The 17,156-nt window shown below is 69.4% G+C and carries 20 protein-coding genes; 12 read left to right on the plus strand and 8 right to left on the minus strand.

Going from position 1 to position 17,156, the window contains the following annotated elements; all coding sequences use genetic code 11:
• Positions 1 to 169: 169 nt before the first annotated feature.
• The 3 genes from ACV7NL_RS07245 to ACV7NL_RS07255 form a co-directional block, all read right to left on the minus strand.
• Complete coding sequence (locus tag ACV7NL_RS07245; RefSeq protein ID WP_463355286.1) at positions 170 to 2,164, minus strand: methyl-accepting chemotaxis protein; 1,995 nt, start codon at positions 2,162 to 2,164, stop codon at positions 170 to 172.
• A gap of 213 nt (positions 2,165 to 2,377) precedes the next feature.
• Positions 2,378 to 3,082, minus strand: coding sequence for a gamma-glutamylcyclotransferase (locus tag ACV7NL_RS07250; RefSeq protein WP_463355287.1), 705 nt, complete (start codon positions 3,080 to 3,082; stop codon positions 2,378 to 2,380).
• Positions 3,083 to 3,158: 76 nt separating this feature from the next.
• On the minus strand, positions 3,159 to 3,578 hold the full coding sequence (locus ACV7NL_RS07255) for a hypothetical protein (RefSeq protein ID WP_463355288.1): 420 nt from the start codon (positions 3,576 to 3,578) through the stop codon (positions 3,159 to 3,161).
• 127 nt (positions 3,579 to 3,705) lie between these two features.
• Here ACV7NL_RS07255 and recO point away from each other — a divergent pair, with 127 nt between their 5' ends.
• From recO to ACV7NL_RS07270, 3 genes are all read left to right on the plus strand, one after another.
• Entirely contained in the window at positions 3,706 to 4,446 is a 741-nt protein-coding gene (gene recO / locus ACV7NL_RS07260; RefSeq protein WP_056483798.1) for a DNA repair protein RecO, read from the plus strand.
• 53 nt (positions 4,447 to 4,499) lie between these two features.
• Positions 4,500 to 6,749, plus strand: a complete 2,250-nt coding sequence (parC, locus tag ACV7NL_RS07265; RefSeq protein WP_463355289.1) for a DNA topoisomerase IV subunit A — start codon at positions 4,500 to 4,502, stop codon at positions 6,747 to 6,749.
• A 98-nt stretch (positions 6,750 to 6,847) separates the two neighbouring features.
• Entirely contained in the window at positions 6,848 to 7,084 is a 237-nt protein-coding gene (locus ACV7NL_RS07270; protein WP_463355290.1) for a hypothetical protein, read from the plus strand.
• A 105-nt stretch (positions 7,085 to 7,189) separates the two neighbouring features.
• On the opposite strand, the gene infA is transcribed toward ACV7NL_RS07270, so the two are convergent.
• Both infA and ACV7NL_RS07280 read right to left on the minus strand, forming a co-directional pair.
• A complete protein-coding gene (gene infA, locus ACV7NL_RS07275; RefSeq protein WP_056178999.1) occupies positions 7,190 to 7,462 on the minus strand; it encodes a translation initiation factor IF-1 in 273 nt (90 codons plus the stop codon).
• Between the two features lie 330 nt (positions 7,463 to 7,792).
• Complete coding sequence (locus tag ACV7NL_RS07280) at positions 7,793 to 8,944, minus strand: branched-chain amino acid ABC transporter substrate-binding protein (RefSeq protein ID WP_247635054.1); 1,152 nt, start codon at positions 8,942 to 8,944, stop codon at positions 7,793 to 7,795.
• 184 nt (positions 8,945 to 9,128) lie between these two features.
• On the opposite strand from ACV7NL_RS07280, the gene ACV7NL_RS07285 reads away from it, so the two are divergent.
• The 4 genes from ACV7NL_RS07285 to ACV7NL_RS07300 are packed head-to-tail and all read left to right on the plus strand — an operon-like array spanning position 9,129 to position 11,807.
• Complete coding sequence (locus tag ACV7NL_RS07285; RefSeq protein WP_056483807.1) at positions 9,129 to 9,494, plus strand: XdhC family protein; 366 nt, start codon at positions 9,129 to 9,131, stop codon at positions 9,492 to 9,494.
• Between the two features lie 9 nt (positions 9,495 to 9,503).
• Positions 9,504 to 10,205 (plus strand): XdhC family protein, encoded by a 702-nt coding sequence (locus ACV7NL_RS07290; protein WP_463355291.1) that lies wholly within the window; start codon positions 9,504 to 9,506, stop codon positions 10,203 to 10,205.
• A complete protein-coding gene (locus tag ACV7NL_RS07295; RefSeq protein WP_463355292.1) occupies positions 10,202 to 11,227 on the plus strand; it encodes a molybdopterin-binding protein in 1,026 nt (341 codons plus the stop codon). The genes ACV7NL_RS07290 and ACV7NL_RS07295 overlap by 4 nt, the downstream gene beginning before the upstream one ends.
• Positions 11,220 to 11,807, plus strand: coding sequence for a nucleotidyltransferase family protein (locus ACV7NL_RS07300; RefSeq protein ID WP_463355293.1), 588 nt, complete (start codon positions 11,220 to 11,222; stop codon positions 11,805 to 11,807). Before ACV7NL_RS07295 ends, ACV7NL_RS07300 begins: the two co-directional genes overlap by 8 nt.
• 68 nt (positions 11,808 to 11,875) lie before the next feature.
• Here ACV7NL_RS07300 and ACV7NL_RS07305 read toward each other — a convergent pair whose 3' ends face one another.
• A complete protein-coding gene (locus tag ACV7NL_RS07305; protein WP_082503960.1) occupies positions 11,876 to 12,049 on the minus strand; it encodes a DUF2256 domain-containing protein in 174 nt (57 codons plus the stop codon).
• A 53-nt stretch (positions 12,050 to 12,102) separates the two neighbouring features.
• Here ACV7NL_RS07305 and ACV7NL_RS07310 point away from each other — a divergent pair, with 53 nt between their 5' ends.
• Both ACV7NL_RS07310 and ACV7NL_RS07315 read left to right on the plus strand, forming a co-directional pair.
• A complete protein-coding gene (locus ACV7NL_RS07310) occupies positions 12,103 to 12,393 on the plus strand; it encodes a ribbon-helix-helix domain-containing protein (protein WP_463355294.1) in 291 nt (96 codons plus the stop codon).
• The gene (locus tag ACV7NL_RS07315) at positions 12,386 to 12,676 is read left to right on the plus strand and encodes a type II toxin-antitoxin system RelE/ParE family toxin (protein WP_247635050.1); all 291 of its coding nucleotides are present in this window, start codon (positions 12,386 to 12,388) and stop codon (positions 12,674 to 12,676) included. Before ACV7NL_RS07310 ends, ACV7NL_RS07315 begins: the two co-directional genes overlap by 8 nt.
• Positions 12,677 to 12,694: 18 nt before the next feature.
• On the opposite strand, the gene ACV7NL_RS07320 is transcribed toward ACV7NL_RS07315, so the two are convergent.
• Complete coding sequence (locus tag ACV7NL_RS07320; protein WP_463355295.1) at positions 12,695 to 13,561, minus strand: methionyl-tRNA formyltransferase; 867 nt, start codon at positions 13,559 to 13,561, stop codon at positions 12,695 to 12,697.
• Here ACV7NL_RS07320 and ACV7NL_RS07325 point away from each other — a divergent pair.
• Together ACV7NL_RS07325 and ACV7NL_RS07330 are read left to right on the plus strand one after the other, a co-directional pair.
• Positions 13,539 to 13,802, plus strand: coding sequence for a hypothetical protein (locus ACV7NL_RS07325; RefSeq protein WP_463355296.1), 264 nt, complete (start codon positions 13,539 to 13,541; stop codon positions 13,800 to 13,802). The genes ACV7NL_RS07320 and ACV7NL_RS07325 overlap by 23 nt on opposite strands.
• 5 nt (positions 13,803 to 13,807) lie before the next feature.
• The gene (locus ACV7NL_RS07330) at positions 13,808 to 15,448 is read left to right on the plus strand and encodes a cryptochrome/photolyase family protein (protein ID WP_463357072.1); all 1,641 of its coding nucleotides are present in this window, start codon (positions 13,808 to 13,810) and stop codon (positions 15,446 to 15,448) included.
• Here ACV7NL_RS07330 and bcsS read toward each other — a convergent pair.
• Positions 15,426 to 16,136, minus strand: a complete 711-nt coding sequence (gene bcsS / locus ACV7NL_RS07335) for a cellulose biosynthesis protein BcsS (protein ID WP_082507671.1) — start codon at positions 16,134 to 16,136, stop codon at positions 15,426 to 15,428. The genes ACV7NL_RS07330 and bcsS overlap by 23 nt on opposite strands.
• A gap of 368 nt (positions 16,137 to 16,504) precedes the next feature.
• Between bcsS and ACV7NL_RS07340 the strand changes: the two genes are divergently transcribed.
• Positions 16,505 to 17,107: an exopolysaccharide biosynthesis protein gene (locus tag ACV7NL_RS07340; RefSeq protein WP_274533535.1), complete on the plus strand. Its 603-nt coding sequence runs from the start codon at positions 16,505 to 16,507 to the stop codon at positions 17,105 to 17,107.
• Positions 17,108 to 17,156: the final 49 nt, after the last annotated feature.

The following is a 17,156-nucleotide window of genomic DNA, read 5'->3' on the forward strand; positions in this document are numbered from 1 at the left end:
TCCCCAGCGGATCTCGGGCCAGCCCACGATCCGTCGAGCTTGTGGGGAGGCGTTGAAGGTGGGGGTGGTTCCGCTGGCTCCGTAGCTTGAGGGTCACCTACCCGCCCCCACGCCTACCCTTTTCCCACAAGGGGGAGGGGGACGCGCGGGGATCATTCGAATGCGCTTCTCACGCCGCCCGGATGGCCAACAGGAATCCCTCGACTTCCTGCTTCACGTTCACCGATTGGGTCGCGAGCTCGCCGGCCGCCATCAGGACCTGCTGGGCGGCCGTGCCGGTTTCGCCGGACGAGGCGAGGACCCGGGACACGTTCATCGAGACGTCGTGGGTGCCGCGCGCCGCCTCCGCCGCGTTGCGCGAGATCTCGCCGGTCGCCGCCGTCTGCTCCACCACCGTCATGGCGATGTTCTCCGCGATGGTGTTGACCGACACGATGGTCTGCCCGATCTGCCGGATCGCCGCGACGGCCTGAGCCGTCGCGTGCTGGATCGCGGTGATCTGACCGCTGATCTGATCCGTGGCCCGAGCCGTCTGGCCGGCGAGTTCCTTCACCTCCGCGGCGACCACGGCGAAACCACGTCCCGCCTCACCGGCGCGGGCCGCCTCGATGGTGGCGTTCAGCGCCAGCAGGTTGGTCTGGCCGGCGATGCTGGAGATCATCGTCACCGCCTCGCCGATCCGGTCGGCGGCCTGCGTCAGGGTTCCCATGGTGGCATCCGTCGCCTCGGCCTCGCGGGCCGCGACGCCGGCCGCGGCGCTGGATTGTTGCACCTGCCGCTCGATCTCGTGCAGGGAGGCCACCATCTCCTCGGCGGCCGCCGCCACGGTCTGCACGTTGGCGGAGGTTTCCGCCGCGGCGGCGCTGGAGGCGGCGGCCTGGCCGCTGGTGCTCTCGGCCACCTGGGTCATCGACTGCGCCGTCGCGTCGAGTTCGGTCGCGGCCGAGGTGACGATGCCGATCGCCCCCGCGATGGTCTGCTCGAAGCCCTGTACGAGCGCGTCGACCCGGTCGGCCCGGCGCTGGCGGGCGGATTGCTCGGCGACCTGCTGCTCTTCCAGGGCGATGCGGGCGATCGCGTTCAGACGGAACACGTCCACGGCCTTGGCCATCTGGCCCATCTCGTCCACGGCTTCCTGCGAGGGCACCGCCACCTCGGTCTCGCCCGCGGCGAGGCGGCTCATCGCCCGCGTCATCCCGACGATCGGCCCGATGATGCTGCGGGCGATCAGGAACGCCAGCGCGCCGCCGAGGGCGAGCGCGAGGGCGATCAGCGCGATTTGGATCAGGCGCGCCCGGCTCACGCTCGCCTCCGTGGCGGCCCGGATCTCGGCCACCGCCGCCTCGATCTTGGTGCGCACGGTCAGACCGGACCGGCCCAAAGCCGCCAGGTGCGGCTTCAAGGCGTCGTCATAGGCGGCTCGTGTCGCCTCCAGCGCGGCGACCGCGCCGTTGAAGGCGCCCACATAGGCCGACACGGTCTCGTCGAGCGCCTTCGTCGAGCGGGTGAACACGCCGTCCGGATCGAGGGCCCGGAGGGCCTTCATCGCGAGATCGACCTTCTGGCTGTTGGTGGCGAAGGTCGCAGGGCCGTTCGGGTCGCGCGTGGCCAGGAAGCGCCAGTTGCTGACCCGCATCAGCAGGACGGCGCTCTCCAGGGTCGCAACCTGGCTGATCTGTGCGGCGGTGCCCGTCTTGCGGACCTCCGCCATGAGGAGGCCGCTGACCCGGGTGAGTTCGTCGCCGGTCTTGAACAGCGTCGCCTTGCTCTGCGCCACCGGCTCCCCCGCCCGCCCGAGGTTCCGGATGTCGTCCTTGAGGGCCGACGTCTGGTCGAACATGTCGGCGTACAGGGCCTTCCGCTCGGCCGACAGGGCGATGTCGACCTGACGCTTCAGCAGGCCCGCCATGGCGTCGCGGGCCTGCTCCATCTCGATCACCCGCTCGGGGCTCGGGTTCGCCTGGAACTCCATGGCCAGACCGGACAGGCGCTCACCCTGGCCATTGACCGAAAAGACGTTGCGCGCGCCCTCTTCCAGCCGCGCGCTCAGCCCGTAATCGTCGACCACCGAGGCGAGCTGATACTGGGCGGTGAGCCCGAGCCCGCCGGTGATGATCATCAGGCTGCCGAAGCCGGCATAGAGGCGCGAACGAATTCCGAGCATGACGACGTATTCCAGAATAATAATTTCTCTGATCAATCGACGTAGTCGGAAACAAATAAAGAAGTCTGAACAGCAAGTATTGATCCAAATCGTTTCACCATACAGATGTCTTGCTGAGCCAATAAAGCTCATCGCACGTAGAGGAACGACAGCGGGCGAACTGATACTTATGGTTGTAATTTCAATGAGGCGTTGTGGTGCCTCGACGTCTCCTCAGACGTTCGGCCCGTGCGACGCCAAGCGTGCCTGCAGGCGCTCGGCCACCAGGGCCTGAAGGGTCAGCAGGTGCGGACACCGGATGCCCTCCGCCACGCAGGCGTCCACGGTGCGGAACAGATACTCGGCGCTGGGGCCGAGATGTCCGGCTCCGTCGGCGATCCGCTCGGCAATGGCCGCGTCGGAGATCGGGCCGGTGTAGCGGTCGCTCTCGCGGTTGACCACGAAGGTGAGGGCCTGGATCGTCCCCGCCGCCGTCGCGACCGGCACCCAGCATCCGAGATAGCCGTTGCCCCGCATCTCCCGGCGCCAGACCGGCAGCAGCGTCTCGGCGGCCGTCGCCCCGGTGAGTCGGAAGGCGACGCCCTCGCATGTGCCACCGGTCTCGAGGGCCAGGACGAGGCCGGGATTGCCGGGGCTGCCGCGAAACCGGCGTTGCAACAGGCAGAACCGCCGGTGATAGCCATGCAGGGTGCCGACGCGGCGCTCGGCATAGGCGAATTCCGGCTGCCAGATCAGGGAGCCGTAGCCGAACACCCAGAGCCCCTCCGACGGGGCGGGGTGGGCCGCCAGGGCGGCGGCGAGGCCCGGCGCCAACTCGGCGTCGGTCATCAGGGCCAGGGCGGTGACGTCGTCGGCCACCGGCAGCGGGTGGGCGCGGGCGATCAGGTCGAGGCTCAGGGCGAGGGGCTGGTCCGGCATGGCCCCACCGAATCATCGGGCGCTCCGCAGGGCAAGACGCGCCGGCTCAACCGTTGCCGTCTCACCCCATGTTGGCTCAACCCGTGTTGGCCGCCATCGTCTCGAGTTCGGGTAACGGCTCGGTGCGTTGGAAGTCGCAGGCCTCCTTGTCCTCGTTGATGACGGTGAGCACGCCTGCCTTCTCCTGGATGACGATCTTGGGCCGTTCTGACCGGCCGAAGCTGCGGCCCCGCATCCGGCTCGACACGCAGTAGAGGGTGCGGCCCTCGTCGAGGAAGGGGCCGGAGACCCGGCTGTGAATGAACCGGACCGGGATCAGCGAGAGTGAGCCGAATTCCGTCTGGCTCAGCGCCAGGGCGGCGAGGCGCTCGCGTATCGGCGCGGTGGCGGCGGGCACCGGGATCGATCCGCGCGCGGTGCAGCCCGCCAGAGCCACGATGGTGAGGACCGCCAGCAGGGTCGGCCCGAGGCTCGGCGGTCGACAGGGATATGGCATGGCGGGGGCCTCGATTCGGGTGTCGCCGAGCGTAGTGACATTCCCGCAAAGCGCGAACAATGTCAGGCTTGCAATCGGTGCCATCCCGTCGCGTTTGCAATGGGCGATCGCCGCCGTAAGACAGCCCATGCAATGGACCGACGACGGCTTGGTGCTCGGCCTGCGCCGACAGGGCGAGACCAGCGTCATCCTCGAACTGATGACCCGCGACCACGGCCGCCATCTCGGGCTGGTGCATGGCGGACGCTCACGCCGGATGCAGCCGGTGCTGCAGCCCGGCAACCGGGTCCGCGCCACCTGGCGGGCGCGCCTCGACGGGAGCCTCGGAGCCTTCGCGATCGAGCCGGTCCAGTCGGTCGCCGCCCGGCTGATGGGCTCGGCCCTGGCGCTCTACGGCGTCAGCCACCTGGCCGGCCTGCTCCGGCTGCTGCCGGAGCGCGATCCGCATCCCGAACTGTTCGAGGCCGCCTGGCTCCTGATCGGCCACCTGCACGATCCCGACATCGCCCCGCCCCTGATGGTGCGCTTCGAACTGGCGCTCCTGGCGGAACTGGGCTTCGGCCTCGATCTCGCGGCCTGCGCGGCGACGGGGGGCAACGATGCCCTGATCTACGTCTCGCCCCGCAGCGGCCGGGCCGTCAGCGCCTCGGCCGGCGAGCCCTATCGCGACAAGCTCCTGGCGCTGCCCGACTTCCTGCGCGCCCGCGATCCGGGGGGCCTGGCGCCGATGACCCCCGATTCCCGTGCCGTTACGGAGGGGTTTACCTTGACGGGGTACTTCCTCGACCAGCACATCTGGGGGCCGCGCGCGATCCCAGCTCCGGAGGAGCGCGCGCGCTTCGTTGCATTGGGCACGCGGAACGCCTAAATTCCGTTCGTGTTTTGTTCTGATTTGGGTCGTCTGAGGCCCGGGAGTTCGTGATGGGCCAGCCCTTCGAGCCGCCATCGAGTCCCGATGGCATCGAGAGCGTCGAGCTGAAGACCGCGCTGGAGGATCGCTACCTCGCCTACGCGCTGTCGACGATCATGCACCGGGCGCTGCCCGATGCCCGCGACGGGCTCAAACCCGTCCACCGTCGCATCCTGTTCGCCATGCGGCTCCTGAAGCTTGATCCGACCTCGGCCTTCAAGAAATGCGCCCGCATCGTCGGAGACGTCATCGGCAAATACCATCCGCACGGCGATACGGCGGCCTACGACGCCCTGGTGCGCATGGCGCAGGACTTCGCACAGCGCTACCCGCTGGTCGACGGACAGGGCAATTTCGGCAACATCGACGGCGATAACGCCGCCGCCCAGCGCTACACCGAAGCCCGGATGACGGAGGTGGCGCGCCTCCTCCTCGAAGGCCTCGACGACGATTCGGTGGATTTCCGCCCGAACTACGACGGGCAGGAGGAGGAGCCGGTGGTGCTCCCCGCCGCCTTCCCGAACCTGCTGGCCAATGGCAGCCAAGGCATCGCGGTCGGCATGGCGACCTCGATCCCGCCCCACAACGCCGCCGAGCTGTGCGACGCGGCGCTCTACCTGATCGGTCATCCCGAGGCGACCTCGGCCCAACTCCTCACCTTCGTGAAGGGACCGGACTTCCCCACCGGCGGCATCCTGATCGACAGCGCCGAATCGATCACCGAGGCCTACCGCACCGGGCGCGGCGGTTTTCGCGTGCGCGCCCGCTGGGCCAAGGAGGATCTGGGACGCGGAACCTGGACCATCGTGGTCACGGAGATCCCCTACGGCGTGCAGAAGGCGCGCCTGATCGAGAAGCTCGCCGAGCTGCTGCAGGAGCGCAAGCTGCCGCTGCTGGCCGACGTGCGCGACGAATCGGCCGAGGATGTCCGCATCGTGCTGGAGCCGCGCGCCCGCAACGTCGATCCGGTGATCCTGATGGAATCGCTGTTCCGGCTCACCGAGCTCGAATCGCGCATCTCGCTCAACATGAACGTGCTGGTGGGCGGGCTCGTCCCCCGCGTCATCGGCCTGGCCGAGGCGCTGCGCGAGTGGCTCGACCACCGCCGCGTCGTGCTCCAGCGCCGCTCGCGCCATCGTCTCGGTCAGATCGACCGCCGCCTGGAAATCCTCGGCGGCCTGCTCATCGTCTATCTCGACCTCGACGAGGTGATCCGCATCATCCGCGAGGAGGACGAGCCGAAGCCCGCCCTGATGAAACGCTTCGCGCTGACCGAGATCCAGGCCAACGCCATCCTCGACACGCGCTTGCGCTCCCTGCGCAAGCTCGAAGAAATGGAGATGAAGCGCGAACTCGACGCTCTGACCCTGGAGAAGGAGGGGATCGAGGGGCTGCTCGGCTCCGACAAGCTGCAATGGGCCGACATCACCAAGCAGATCCGCGCGGTGAAGAAGACCTTCGGACCCGAGACCAAGATCGGCGCCCGGCGCACCACCCTGGAGAACCCGCCGGACACCGCCGGCATCGACTTCACCGCCGCCATGGTGGAGCGCGAACCGATCACCGTCATCGTCTCGAACAAGGGCTGGATCCGGGCGCTCAAGGGCCACGTCGCCGATCTCTCGGGCGTCGCCTTCAAGGGCGATGACGGCCTGAAGCTGGCCTTTCCGAGCGAGACCACGGCCAAGATCCTGGTGCTGGCCTCGAACGGCAAGGTGTTCACCCTGGAGGCGGCCAAGCTGCCGGGCGGGCGCGGTTTCGGCGATCCGATCCGCCTGATGGTGGATTTCGACGACGGCACCGAGATCGTCGCCGCCATCCCCTACCAACCGGGCGGGAAGGTCCTGGTGGCGGCGACCGACGGGCGCGGCTTCCTGGCCCCGGCCGATGCGCTCGTGGCCAACACCCGCAAGGGCAAGGGCATCATGGGCCTCGACGCGCCGGCCACCGCCGCCGTGCTGGTGCCGGCTGCCGGTGACCACATCGCGGTGTGCAGCGCCGACCGCCTGATGCTCGTCTTTCCGCTGAGCGAACTGCCCGAGATGGTGCGCGGCAAGGGCGTACGCCTGCAGCGCTGCCGCCAGACCGCCCTGACCGACGCTCACATCTTCACCCTCGCGGAGGGCCTGCCCTGGCGCGAGACCGGCGGTGAGGCCCGGCTCGCCCAGGCGGGAATCCTGGAGAAATGGATGGGGCACCGCTCCGATGCCGGCACCCTGATGACCCGGAGCTTCCCGAAGTTCGAGCGGTTCGGGAAGTAGGAGAACATCCAGCGCGCGCATCACGCGCGCGCGCTGGATCCCTCACGGGAGGAGGGCAAGATCAGCTACGCGATTCCACGCGACGAAAGACGATCCCGATGGGCGACGGTGCAACACCGTTGACGCCTGACCTCGAGGAGCGGATCGGACGCATCCGGCGCGCACGCGAGGAAAGCGAAAAATTCGTCGCCGAGCCGAAAAAGCTGATGGACGAGGCCATGACGCGCGAGTGGGACAGGATGCTCGCACCCTGGCGGATTGCCCTGTCCAGGATGGCGGTCGGTGCGGCCCTGTTCGGGGTGGGCACCGCCTTCATCAAGTTCATCGGTGCGTGAAGCGGGCGAGCCGCACGCTCTCGACACCGCCTCGGAGCCCCTGGACGCATACGCGTTCGTCGATCGATGCCTCTCGAAACGGAGAGGCATCGCGGATGCGTCGGATCAGCGGCGGCGGAACTGGCCGCGCATCGGCGGACGGGGGCCGGAGGAGCGCTCGTCCTTGTGCCGGAACACGAGACGGCCCTTTTCCAGGTCGTAGGGCGACATCTCGACGGTGACGCGGTCGCCGGCCAGAGTCTTGATGCGGTTCTTCTTCATCTTGCCGGCCGTGTAGGCCACGATCTCGTGCCCCTGGTCGAGCTGCACGCGATAGCGCGCGTCCGGCAGGATCTCGATCACGAGACCGTCGAACTGCATCAACTCTTCTTTCGCCATCCACACTCTCCAGCCGGACGGCCTGAAAAGGGGCGACCCGGGACACAAAACGAAGCCGTTCGGCAAAACGCGGCGGGCGGCGGGTCCGATCCCATCGGATGCGCAACACCGGCGAGCGTTGCCCCGACATAATGTCCGGACCGCTCCGAAGCAAGCTTTTCCCGAGGCGAGGGCCGACGAAAGCGGCATGCTGTGGTCGAAGGTTCGGTACGACCGGAAGATGTCGCTTCAGAATTGGGCTGGGGACGCGGGGCGGATGGCCGGTCGGATGAATCCTTCAGGGTGGCTTGACGGCGGATCGCGCCGGCACCGGTCCAGGGAGGCGACGTCTCACGGCGTGACGGTGTTTCCGGCGTAGTCGATCCGGCCGTCGGGCGTCCGCTTCCAGACCTGCAGCAGGGTGGTCGGCCGGCGCGGATCGGCCTTGAGGTCGCCCTTGGCATCGTAGGCGAGGTCGCCGAGGATCGTGCGGATGGGGCGGCCCTGGTGCAGGAACGCGGCAACCGCCTGTCCGTCCGCGGAGCCGGCGCCCTCGACGCCCTGGCGCAGAACCTCGACGGAGGCGTAGGCCTGGGCCGCAACGGCATTCGCCTCGGCCGTCCGCGGTGCCTTGGCTCCCTTTGGCTCGGGCAGGCGGCGCGGCTCGGGTGCCAGGGTCATCACCGTGCCCTCGGCGGCCAGCCCGGCGCCCTGCGGAAAGGCCGGATCGAGGAGCCCGTCACTTCCGACGAGGGGCGCGCTCACCCCGGCGTCGCGCAAAGCCCGCAGGAGCACGGCCGCGTCCGGCGCGAGCCCGCCGAAATACACCACCTCCACCCGCGCCCGCTTGAGGCGGGCGACCAGGGTGGAGACGTCGCGCTCGCCCCGGTTCAGGGTTTCGAAGGCCACCTCCGGCTGTCCGGCCGCCTTCAAGGCCCGGCTGACGATCTCCGCGAGGCCGCGTCCGAACAGGCTCTTGTCGTGAACGATGCCGATGCGCTGCCCGGAATGGTGGCCGACCAGATAGGCCCCGGCGACGGTGCCCTGCTCGGACTCGTTCGGCACCGTGCGGAAGACGTTCCACAGACCCTTGCCGGTCAGTCCTGGATCGGTCGACCCGGGCGTCACCGCGACAATGCCCGCCTCCGCATAGGCCGGCATGGCGAGACCGGCGGCTCCGGCACCGAAAGGACCCACCACGAGGCCGACCCGGTCGGTCGCGAATCGCCGGGCCACCGCCAGGGCTTGCTTGCCCTCGCCCGCATCGTCCGCGACCACCAGGACGAGGCGCTGGCCGTTGACGCCTCCCGCCTTGTTGAGATCGGCAACCGCCTGCTCGGCCCCGAGCCGCACCCCCTGGCCGAAGGCCGCATCCGGGCCGGACAGGGGAGCCGACACGCCGATCCGCACCTGGGCCTCGGCGCGCCCGGCCATTGTCACAGACCAGGCCGCGAGCCCGAAGGCGAACGCTCGCGAAATGACCTGGGCGCGCGGGCTGAGCATCGGGAGGGCAGGTCCGTGACGGTGAGAATCCGGCACTCAGGATAGGGCCGGCGGGTCGGTGCGGGAAGTCACGCCCTGGCGCGATCGCTCGCAAGGCCGCATTGTCCCCGCCGCGCGGGCGCTTAATTCGTGGGTCAGGGGTCCCGTTGCCGGGTCCGATCGCGCGCCGGAGTTCGTCAGGACCATGCTCTCCACCGAGACCGACCGCCTCAACGATATCGCCCTCAACGATATCTTCCTCAACGATATCCTGGGCGCCGCCGAAGCCTGGCGGCGCGAGGGCCGCGCCGTGGCGCTCGCCACCGTCATCGAGACCTGGGGGTCGGCGCCGCGCCCGGTGGGCAGCCATCTCGTGGTCGATGGCGAGGGCAACTTCCTAGGATCGGTTTCCGGCGGCTGCGTCGAGGGGGCGGTGATCACCGAAGGTCTTGAGGCGATTGCCGACGGGCGGGCGCGGGTGATCGAATTCGGCGTTGCCGACGAGACCGCCTGGCGGGTCGGCTTGTCCTGCGGCGGGCGCATCCGCGTCTTCGTCGAGCCCGTGGCCTGAGGCGCGGCCATGCAGCTCGAAACCCTCGCGATTCTCAATGCCGAACGGGCCGCCCGCCGCGCCGCCATCCTGGTGACCGACCTCGACGGCGGCGTCCAGCGCGTGGTGCGGGAGGCCGAGATCGCCGGCGACCCGCTCGCAGACTTGCTCGCCCGGCATCTCGCCTCCGGCAAGAGCGGCCTCGCGGAGGCCGAGGGGCGCCGCGTCTTCCTCACCGTGCAGGCCCCGCCGGTGCGGCTGGTGGTGATCGGCGCGGTGCATATCAGCCAGGCCCTGGTCCCGATGGCCCAGGCCCTCGACCTCGCGGTGACGGTCATCGATCCGCGCACCGCCTTCGCGACCCCGGAGCGCTTTCCCAGCGTCGACCTCGTGGCGCAATGGCCGGACGATGCCTTCGCGGGGCCGGTCCCACCCCTCGATCGCTACTGCGCGGTGGCGGCCCTGACCCACGATCCGAAAATCGACGATCCAGCGCTGGTCGCGGCCCTGCGGGCGCATTGCTTCTACGTCGGCGCCCTCGGCTCGCGCAAAACCCACGCGGCCCGCGTCACCCGCCTGACCGAGGCCGGGTTCTCGGAAGCCGAGATCGGCCGGATCGCGGCGCCGATCGGGCTCAACATCGGCGCCGTCAGCCCGGCCGAAATCGCGGTGTCCATCCTGGCCCAGATCATTGCCGCGCTGCGGGCACCGCGCCTCGGGGACGCCCCGTGAAGTTCGGCGCCGTTCCCACCCGGGAGGCCGCCGGGCTGATCGCCGCCCACACGGTGCGGGCGCACGACGTCACCCTCCGGAAGGGCCGGGTGATTCCCGCGGAGGATGCGGCGCGTCTCGACGCGGCGGGGTTGTCGGAGCTCGTCGCCGTCACCCTGGAACCCGGCGACGTGGCCGAGGATGCGGCGGCCGAGCGCCTCGCGACGCATCTCGCCGGCCCGCATCTCGACCGCGCGCCGCCCTTCACCGGGCGCTGCAACCTGCACGCGGCGAGCGCCGGATTGCTGCGCATCGACCGGGCTGCCATCGACGCCGTGAACGGGGTCGACGAGGCGATCACGGTGGCGACCCTGGCTCCCCACAAGCCGGTGGTGGCCGGCGAGATGGTCGCCACGGTCAAGATCATTCCGTACGCGGTCTCGGGCGAGGCTCTCGCGCGGGCCTGCCGGGCCGCGCCCGGAGGTGCCCTAGGGGTCACGCCCTATCGCCTGCGCCGGGTCGCCGTGGTCTCGACGCTGCTGCCGGGGCTCAAGCCCACGACCATCGACAAGACGCTGGACAATCTGCGCCACCGGCTCGCCCCGACGGGGGCGGATCTCGTCGCCGAGGCCCGCGTCCCGCATCGCCGCGAAGCGGTGGCGGACGCGATCCGGGCGGCGGTGGCGGAGGATCGGGCCGAACTCGTCGTGGTGTTCGGCGCCTCCGCCATCGCCGACCGGCGCGACGTCATTCCCGCCGGGATCGAGGCGGCGGGCGGGCGGGTCGAGCATCTCGGGATGCCGGTCGACCCGGGCAACCTCCTGTTGGTCGGGGCGGTGGCCGAGGTGCCGGTGATCGGCGCACCGGGCTGTGCCCGCTCGCCCAAGGAGAACGGCTTCGACTGGGTGCTGCACCGGCTGCTGGCCGGCCTCGCGGTGACCCGCGCGGATATCGTCGGCCTCGGCGTCGGCGGGCTCCTCATGGAGATCGTGTCCCGGCCCCAGCCCCGCTCCGGCGGCAGCCCGGCCGAGGACGATGCCTGACCTCGGCCTCATCCTCCTCGCCGCCGGGCGCGGGACCCGCTTCGGGACGGAGCCGAAGCTGCTGCAGGCCCTCGGGGGGCAGCCCCTCGTGCGCCATGTGGCCGAGGCTGCCCTCGGCTCGGGGCTCGGCCCGGTGGTTGCGGTGCTCGGTGCCCATGCCGACCGGGTCGGCGCCGCCCTCGACGGGCTCGATCTCGTCCGGGTCACGAACCAGGACTACGCGCAGGGTCTCTCGACCTCGCTCCGGGCCGGCCTCGCCGCGTTCCCGGCCGAGGTCGCGGCGGTCCTGGTGCTTCTCGGGGACATGCCGCGCGTCACGCCCCAACACCTGACGCGTCTCGCCGAGGCGTTTCGCGAGGCGGACCCGGCGCCCTCCGCCGTGGTGCCGGTCCATGGCGGACAGCGGGGCAACCCGGTCCTGCTCAACCGCTCTCGGCTCGGTCCTACCCTCGCGACCCTCACGGGCGATCAGGGCGCCGGGCGCCTGCTGGCCGGACGCACCGACGTGCTGGAGATCGCGATGGATGTCGGCGTGACCCAGGACGTCGACACCCCCGCCGGCCTCGACGCGCTTCGCTAGAAGTGTGTCAGGGACAAGCGGAAGCCGGTCATCCCGACACGACAAACGAAAACGAATGACTCTCGGATTCAGCTTTGGGCTTCCCCCGCGCGGGCGCCGCGCTTGGCCTCCGCCCGGCACCGGTCGGAGCAGTAGCGGACCTCGTCCCAGACGCGCTCCCACTTCTTGCGCCACGCGAACGGCTTGCCGCACTGGACGCAGATCTTGGTGGGCAGGTCGGCTTTCTTGCGCATGCGCGCCATGAGGATCAGGTCCATTCTTCGCGCCGCAACCGGCTTCATCGTGATATCGTCGGGTGCAGCGCATCGATCGAAAAGGGGGCTTGATGGCCACCATGACCGTTTCCCTTCCCGATCCGATCACGGATTGGGTTGACGCTCAGGTCCGGACCGGCGCCTACGCCAGTTCAAGCGCCTATCTTGCCGATCTGATCCGGCGTGATCGGGAGCGGCGCGGAATGGCCATGACGATGGATGATCTCCGCCAGAGCGTCGCCGAGGCTCGGGCCAGCGGCTCCAGTCCGCGTGACGTCGACGCGATCTTCGCGCAGGCACAGGATCTGGCGCGCGGATCGAGGCGTGGGTGAGTATCGCCTGACGCAAAGGGCAGATGACGATCTTCTCGACCTCTTCGTCTTCGGGCTTCAAAATTTCGGGGACGTTCAGGCCCAGCGCTATCGAACAGGCCTTGATCGCTGCTTTCGCCTCCTCGCCGACAATCCCGGCCTTGGACGTCCCGCCCATCGGCTCGCGGAAGGCGTACGGCGACATGAGTTCGAGAGCCATGTCATCCTCTATGAGGAAATCCCAGACGGTGTGCTGATCCTTGCACTGGTCCATGGGCGGAGCGTGCGCGGCCTTGCGCTCTGAAGAGCCGGTGTCGCATGCCTATCTCCCGAGATGCCCGACCTCCGTCGCCGTGACGGGGCTCCAGCGATTGAGCTGGATGAAGCCGTCGCGGGCGGCGACGACGACGTGGCGGCGATAGCGCTGCACCACGGTTCCCGGCGGGTGGCGGTGCGCCTCGCGCCAGCCCTCCGCCGCCGCCACGTAGACCCGGCTGTCGCCGATCCGCGCGATCGTCTCGATGGTGCCGAAGGCCCGCACCCGGCGTAGGATCGCGTCGACCTCGGTGCGAAAATCCAGGGTCCGGTCCGCATCCGTCACTCGCGGCCAGTACGAGCCGGTGCCCTGGGGCACGGGCGCCTTCCAGAGGGCCGGCAGATCGCGCGCGATGGGACCGGCGGCGATGCGGCTCGCCGCCATCTGGCACTTGGCCAGCAGGGTCTCGTGCGATTCCAGGGGGCCGAGGGGAAAGCGTTCCTGGGCCAGGATGTCGCCCGTGTCGAAACCCTCCTCGGCGAGCAAGTGGGCGGTGACGCCCCATTCGGGCTGGGCGTCGCTGATCGCCTTGAACAGCGGATAGGGTCCCCGGCCCATCGGAAGCGGCGACGGATGAAAGTTGAGCCCGTAGGCGGCAGAACCCCGCCAGCCCCGGATCATCCAGGGATAGCCGGCGACCACCAGCGCCCAGTCGCGCCCCTGCGCGTCCGCCAGCGCGGCAAGATCTTCGGGCTTCAACCGCGAGAGCTGTATCGGAATGCGGTGGCGGCGAGCGCTCGCCACGACCGCCTCGTTGTGGTCGTAGAGCCCGTCGCAGGGGCGGGTGAACAGCTTGATCGGCGTCCAGCCGGCCCCGATCAGGGCCTCGAACACGCCGCCGAGGAAATCGATGCCGGCAAAGGCGAACTTCATGGGCCCCTCGGCGGTCCTGCGACGTCACGGATCGGTCGATCACGCGCGACGACGGCTCCCCGTCACCGGCTTTCGCCATACCTACCCGATCGGCGGCGAATTGGGAGCGTCGAAGTTGAGAGTAGCCAGGCTGGAAGCGCCTCTGCGGCGGGACCAGGTCGCCGACGCGACGGGTGACACGGCGCCGGTCGGGATGTCGAATCCGGTCGCCGTGCGCCCGGCCGCGCGCGGCGAGGGCTGATCGCCATCCGCACTCTCAGGCTCCTGCTCGGCGACCAGCTCACCCGTCGCATCGCCACCCTGACGGATCTCGACCCGGACCACGACATCGTCCTGATGGTCGAGGTCCGCGCGGAGGCGACCTATGTGCGCCACCACAAGCAGAAGATCGCCTTCCTGTTCTCGGCCATGCGCCACTTCGCGGCGGAGTTGGACGGGGAGGGGATCGCCGTCGACTACGTCCGGCTCGATGCGCCCGGCAACACCGGCAGCTTCACCGGGGAACTGGAACGGGCGATCGCACGCCACGCCCCGGACCGGATCGTCGTGACCGAACCGGGGGAGTGGCGGGTCTGGGAGATGATGCAGGCCTGGCGCGACGATCTCGGCCTGCCGGTGGAGATCCGCGACGACAACCGTTTCCTGTGTCCCCGGGCGGAGTTCGCCGCCTGGGCGGGCGATCGCCGCAGCCTGCGCATGGAGACGTTCTACCGCGGCATGCGCCGGCGTACCGGCCTGCTCATGGATGGGGCCGAGCCTGTCGGGGGGCGCTGGAACTTCGACCCGGAAAACCGCAAGGGGCTGCCGAAGGACCACATCCTGCCGGAACGCCTCGGCTTCCCGCCCGATGCCGTGACCCGGGAGGTGATCGCCCTGGTAGAGGCCGAATTCCCGGATCATTTCGGCACAACCGACGCCTTCGCCTGGCCGGTCACGCGCGGCGAGGCCCTCACGGCCTTCAAGCACTTCCTCGCTGTCTGTCTTCCCAGCTTCGGCGACTATCAGGATGCGATGCGCAGCGGCGCGCCCTTCCTGTATCACGCGCTGATCGGAGCGGCGCTCAATGCCGGCCTGCTCACGCCGGGCGAAGTCTGCCGGGCGGCGGAGCGTGCCTATCGGACGGGTGCGGCGCCGCTTCACTGCGTCGAGGGCTTCATCCGGCAGATCCTCGGCTGGCGCGAATACGTGCGCGGGCTCTACTGGGCGCGGATGCCGGATTACGCGACCTCGAACGCCCTCGCGGCGAGCCGCGATCTGCCGTGGTTCTACTGGTCCGGCGAAACCGACATGAACTGCCTGTCGCAGTGCATCGACGCCACCCGGACCCACGCCTATGCCCACCACATCCAGCGCCTGATGGTGACGGGCAACTTCGCCCTCCTCGCCGGGATCGCGCCGGCCCAGATCGAGGAATGGTACCTCGTGGTCTACGCGGATGCCTACGAGTGGGTCGAGTTGCCCAACGTCCACGGCATGGTGCTGTGGGCCGATGGCGGCGTGATGGGCTCGAAGCCCTACGCGGCCTCCGGTGCCTATATCAACCGCATGTCGGATTACTGCCGATCCTGCGCCTACGACGTCGCCCAGAAGTCCGGTCCGAAGGCCTGTCCATTCAACTATCTGTACTGGGCCTTCCTCATCCGGCACGCGGACCGCCTGGGCGACAACCCCCGCCTGGCGATGCCCTACCGCGCGATCGAGCGCATGGACGCGGCCCGGCGGGCGGCGATCGTCGCGGAGGCGTCCCGGTTTCTCGATCGCCTCGGTGACGGTGCCCCGGTCGGCCCGACATCCACCGAGCAGGGCACCCTCGACCTCGCGGTCCCGCGTTCCCCGAACCTCCGACGGCGCGCCGAGGCGCCCGTCACCAGGGCGACCAGACGGTGAGCCCGACATAGGGGCCGATATCCTGCCGCTCGCTGGCGAATTGCAGCCCGGCCGAGAACCTGAGGTGAACCCGGCCGAGATCTACATCGGTGGCGTGAAGGCCCGCGCCCCATTTCTGGTATCCGGTCTCGTCTCCGTAGAACGACACCTCCGGTCCGAGATAGGCGCCCCAAACCCAGTCGCCCAAGGCCCGATACCCCCAGGCGGCCCGGCCCCAGGCACTGGCGCGCGTACTACCGAGGATCAGGGTGGCGACGAACAGGGTTTCGTCGCTGGGCCGCGCCCAGATCTCCCCGTGCAGGCGCAGGCCGAAGCGGGGCGGCAGCGCCCGCAGGCAGCCGCAGCCATAGATCACGTCCGCCGTGCCTTCCGCTCCCGCGTAGAGTGCGACCACGCCCCAATCGGCGAACCATTGATAGCCGAACACGACCGCTCCGATGGTGGTGGCGCGGATGCCTGCCGTTTCCCGACGCTGACCACCGCCCACACTGGCCAGGGCGACGAACCCCTCCCGGTCGATCCGATCCAGCGCCGCCTTGGCGCCCGTCGTGACGAAGACGGAGGGCCCGGCCTCCAGGCTCCCGAAGAGAAGAACCGATACCGGGGACGGACCGGCGAACTCCGCTCCGCGAACCGGCGCGGTCGGCGCGGATGCAACCAGACCGGCGAGGCCCGCGACGGGTCCCATCCAGCGGTTGGCTCCGCCCAAAAGCCCCGCGCGCACACGCACCGCCTGCCTGCCTGCTTCATGGTATACGAAGCCGGTAGTGTTTGACTCAATCTAATGGAAATCAAGAACAGGCTCGGAATTTTCAGGTTATAATAAAGTATCGTGACGATTCGAAACAGGCCCGGTCGCTTTCTGCCCAATCTTCATACCTCACGGAAATGGATTTTCGGTAATTCAATCTGAGATTGTATTGCTCTTGGCGGCGCGGCATCACGTTTCGGCGAATCGCCCGAGGGTCATCGCGCGGCGCGCGGATGCGCCGCTTGGCCTCGGCCCCCAACTCGGCTACAGCCCGGCCCAGGACAGTCGCCAATGGCCGAGCATTCTTGTCACCCGCTGCCAGAACTTCCGAGGTTCTCACCGTGCTCGCCGAGCAGGAGGGTGAACGGCTGACCGTCGGTGACATCGTCGCCGTCCTGAAGGATCGTGCCTTCGCGCTCCTCATCGTCATTCTCGGACTGCCGAACTGCCTGCCGATGCCGCCGCCGATCCCGCTGGTCTGCGGGCTGCTGCTGCTGCTGGTGGCGATCCAGATCACGGCCGGCATGGCCTCGCCCTGGCTGCCGCGGGCGCTGCTGCGCCGGTCTGTCGCCCGCCGGGACGTCGAGCGCGCGGCGAGCCGCGCCGTGCCGCTCCTGCGCCGGCTCGAGCACTGGTCGCGTCCGCGCATGAGCCTGTTCGAAACCGGCCTCGGCATGCGGGGCGTCGGCCTCCTGCTCCTCACCCTGTCGCTGGCGCTGATCGTGGCCGCGCCGATCGTCGGGCAGATTCCCCTCGGCCTCGCCATCTGTCTTGTTGGCCTCGGACTCGTCGAGCGCGACGGCGTCGTGGTGATGGGGGGCCTCGCCATCGGGGCGGTCGGCGTCCTCCTCAATGCCGGCTTCGTCTACGCCATCATCTCCGGCATCATGAGCCTGCTCAACCTCTGAGCCGCGCCTGCCCCCGCCGGGGGAGCTTCCCACACCAGGGGGCCCTCCG

This window comes from Methylobacterium sp. Ger2507, from assembly GCF_055231875.1.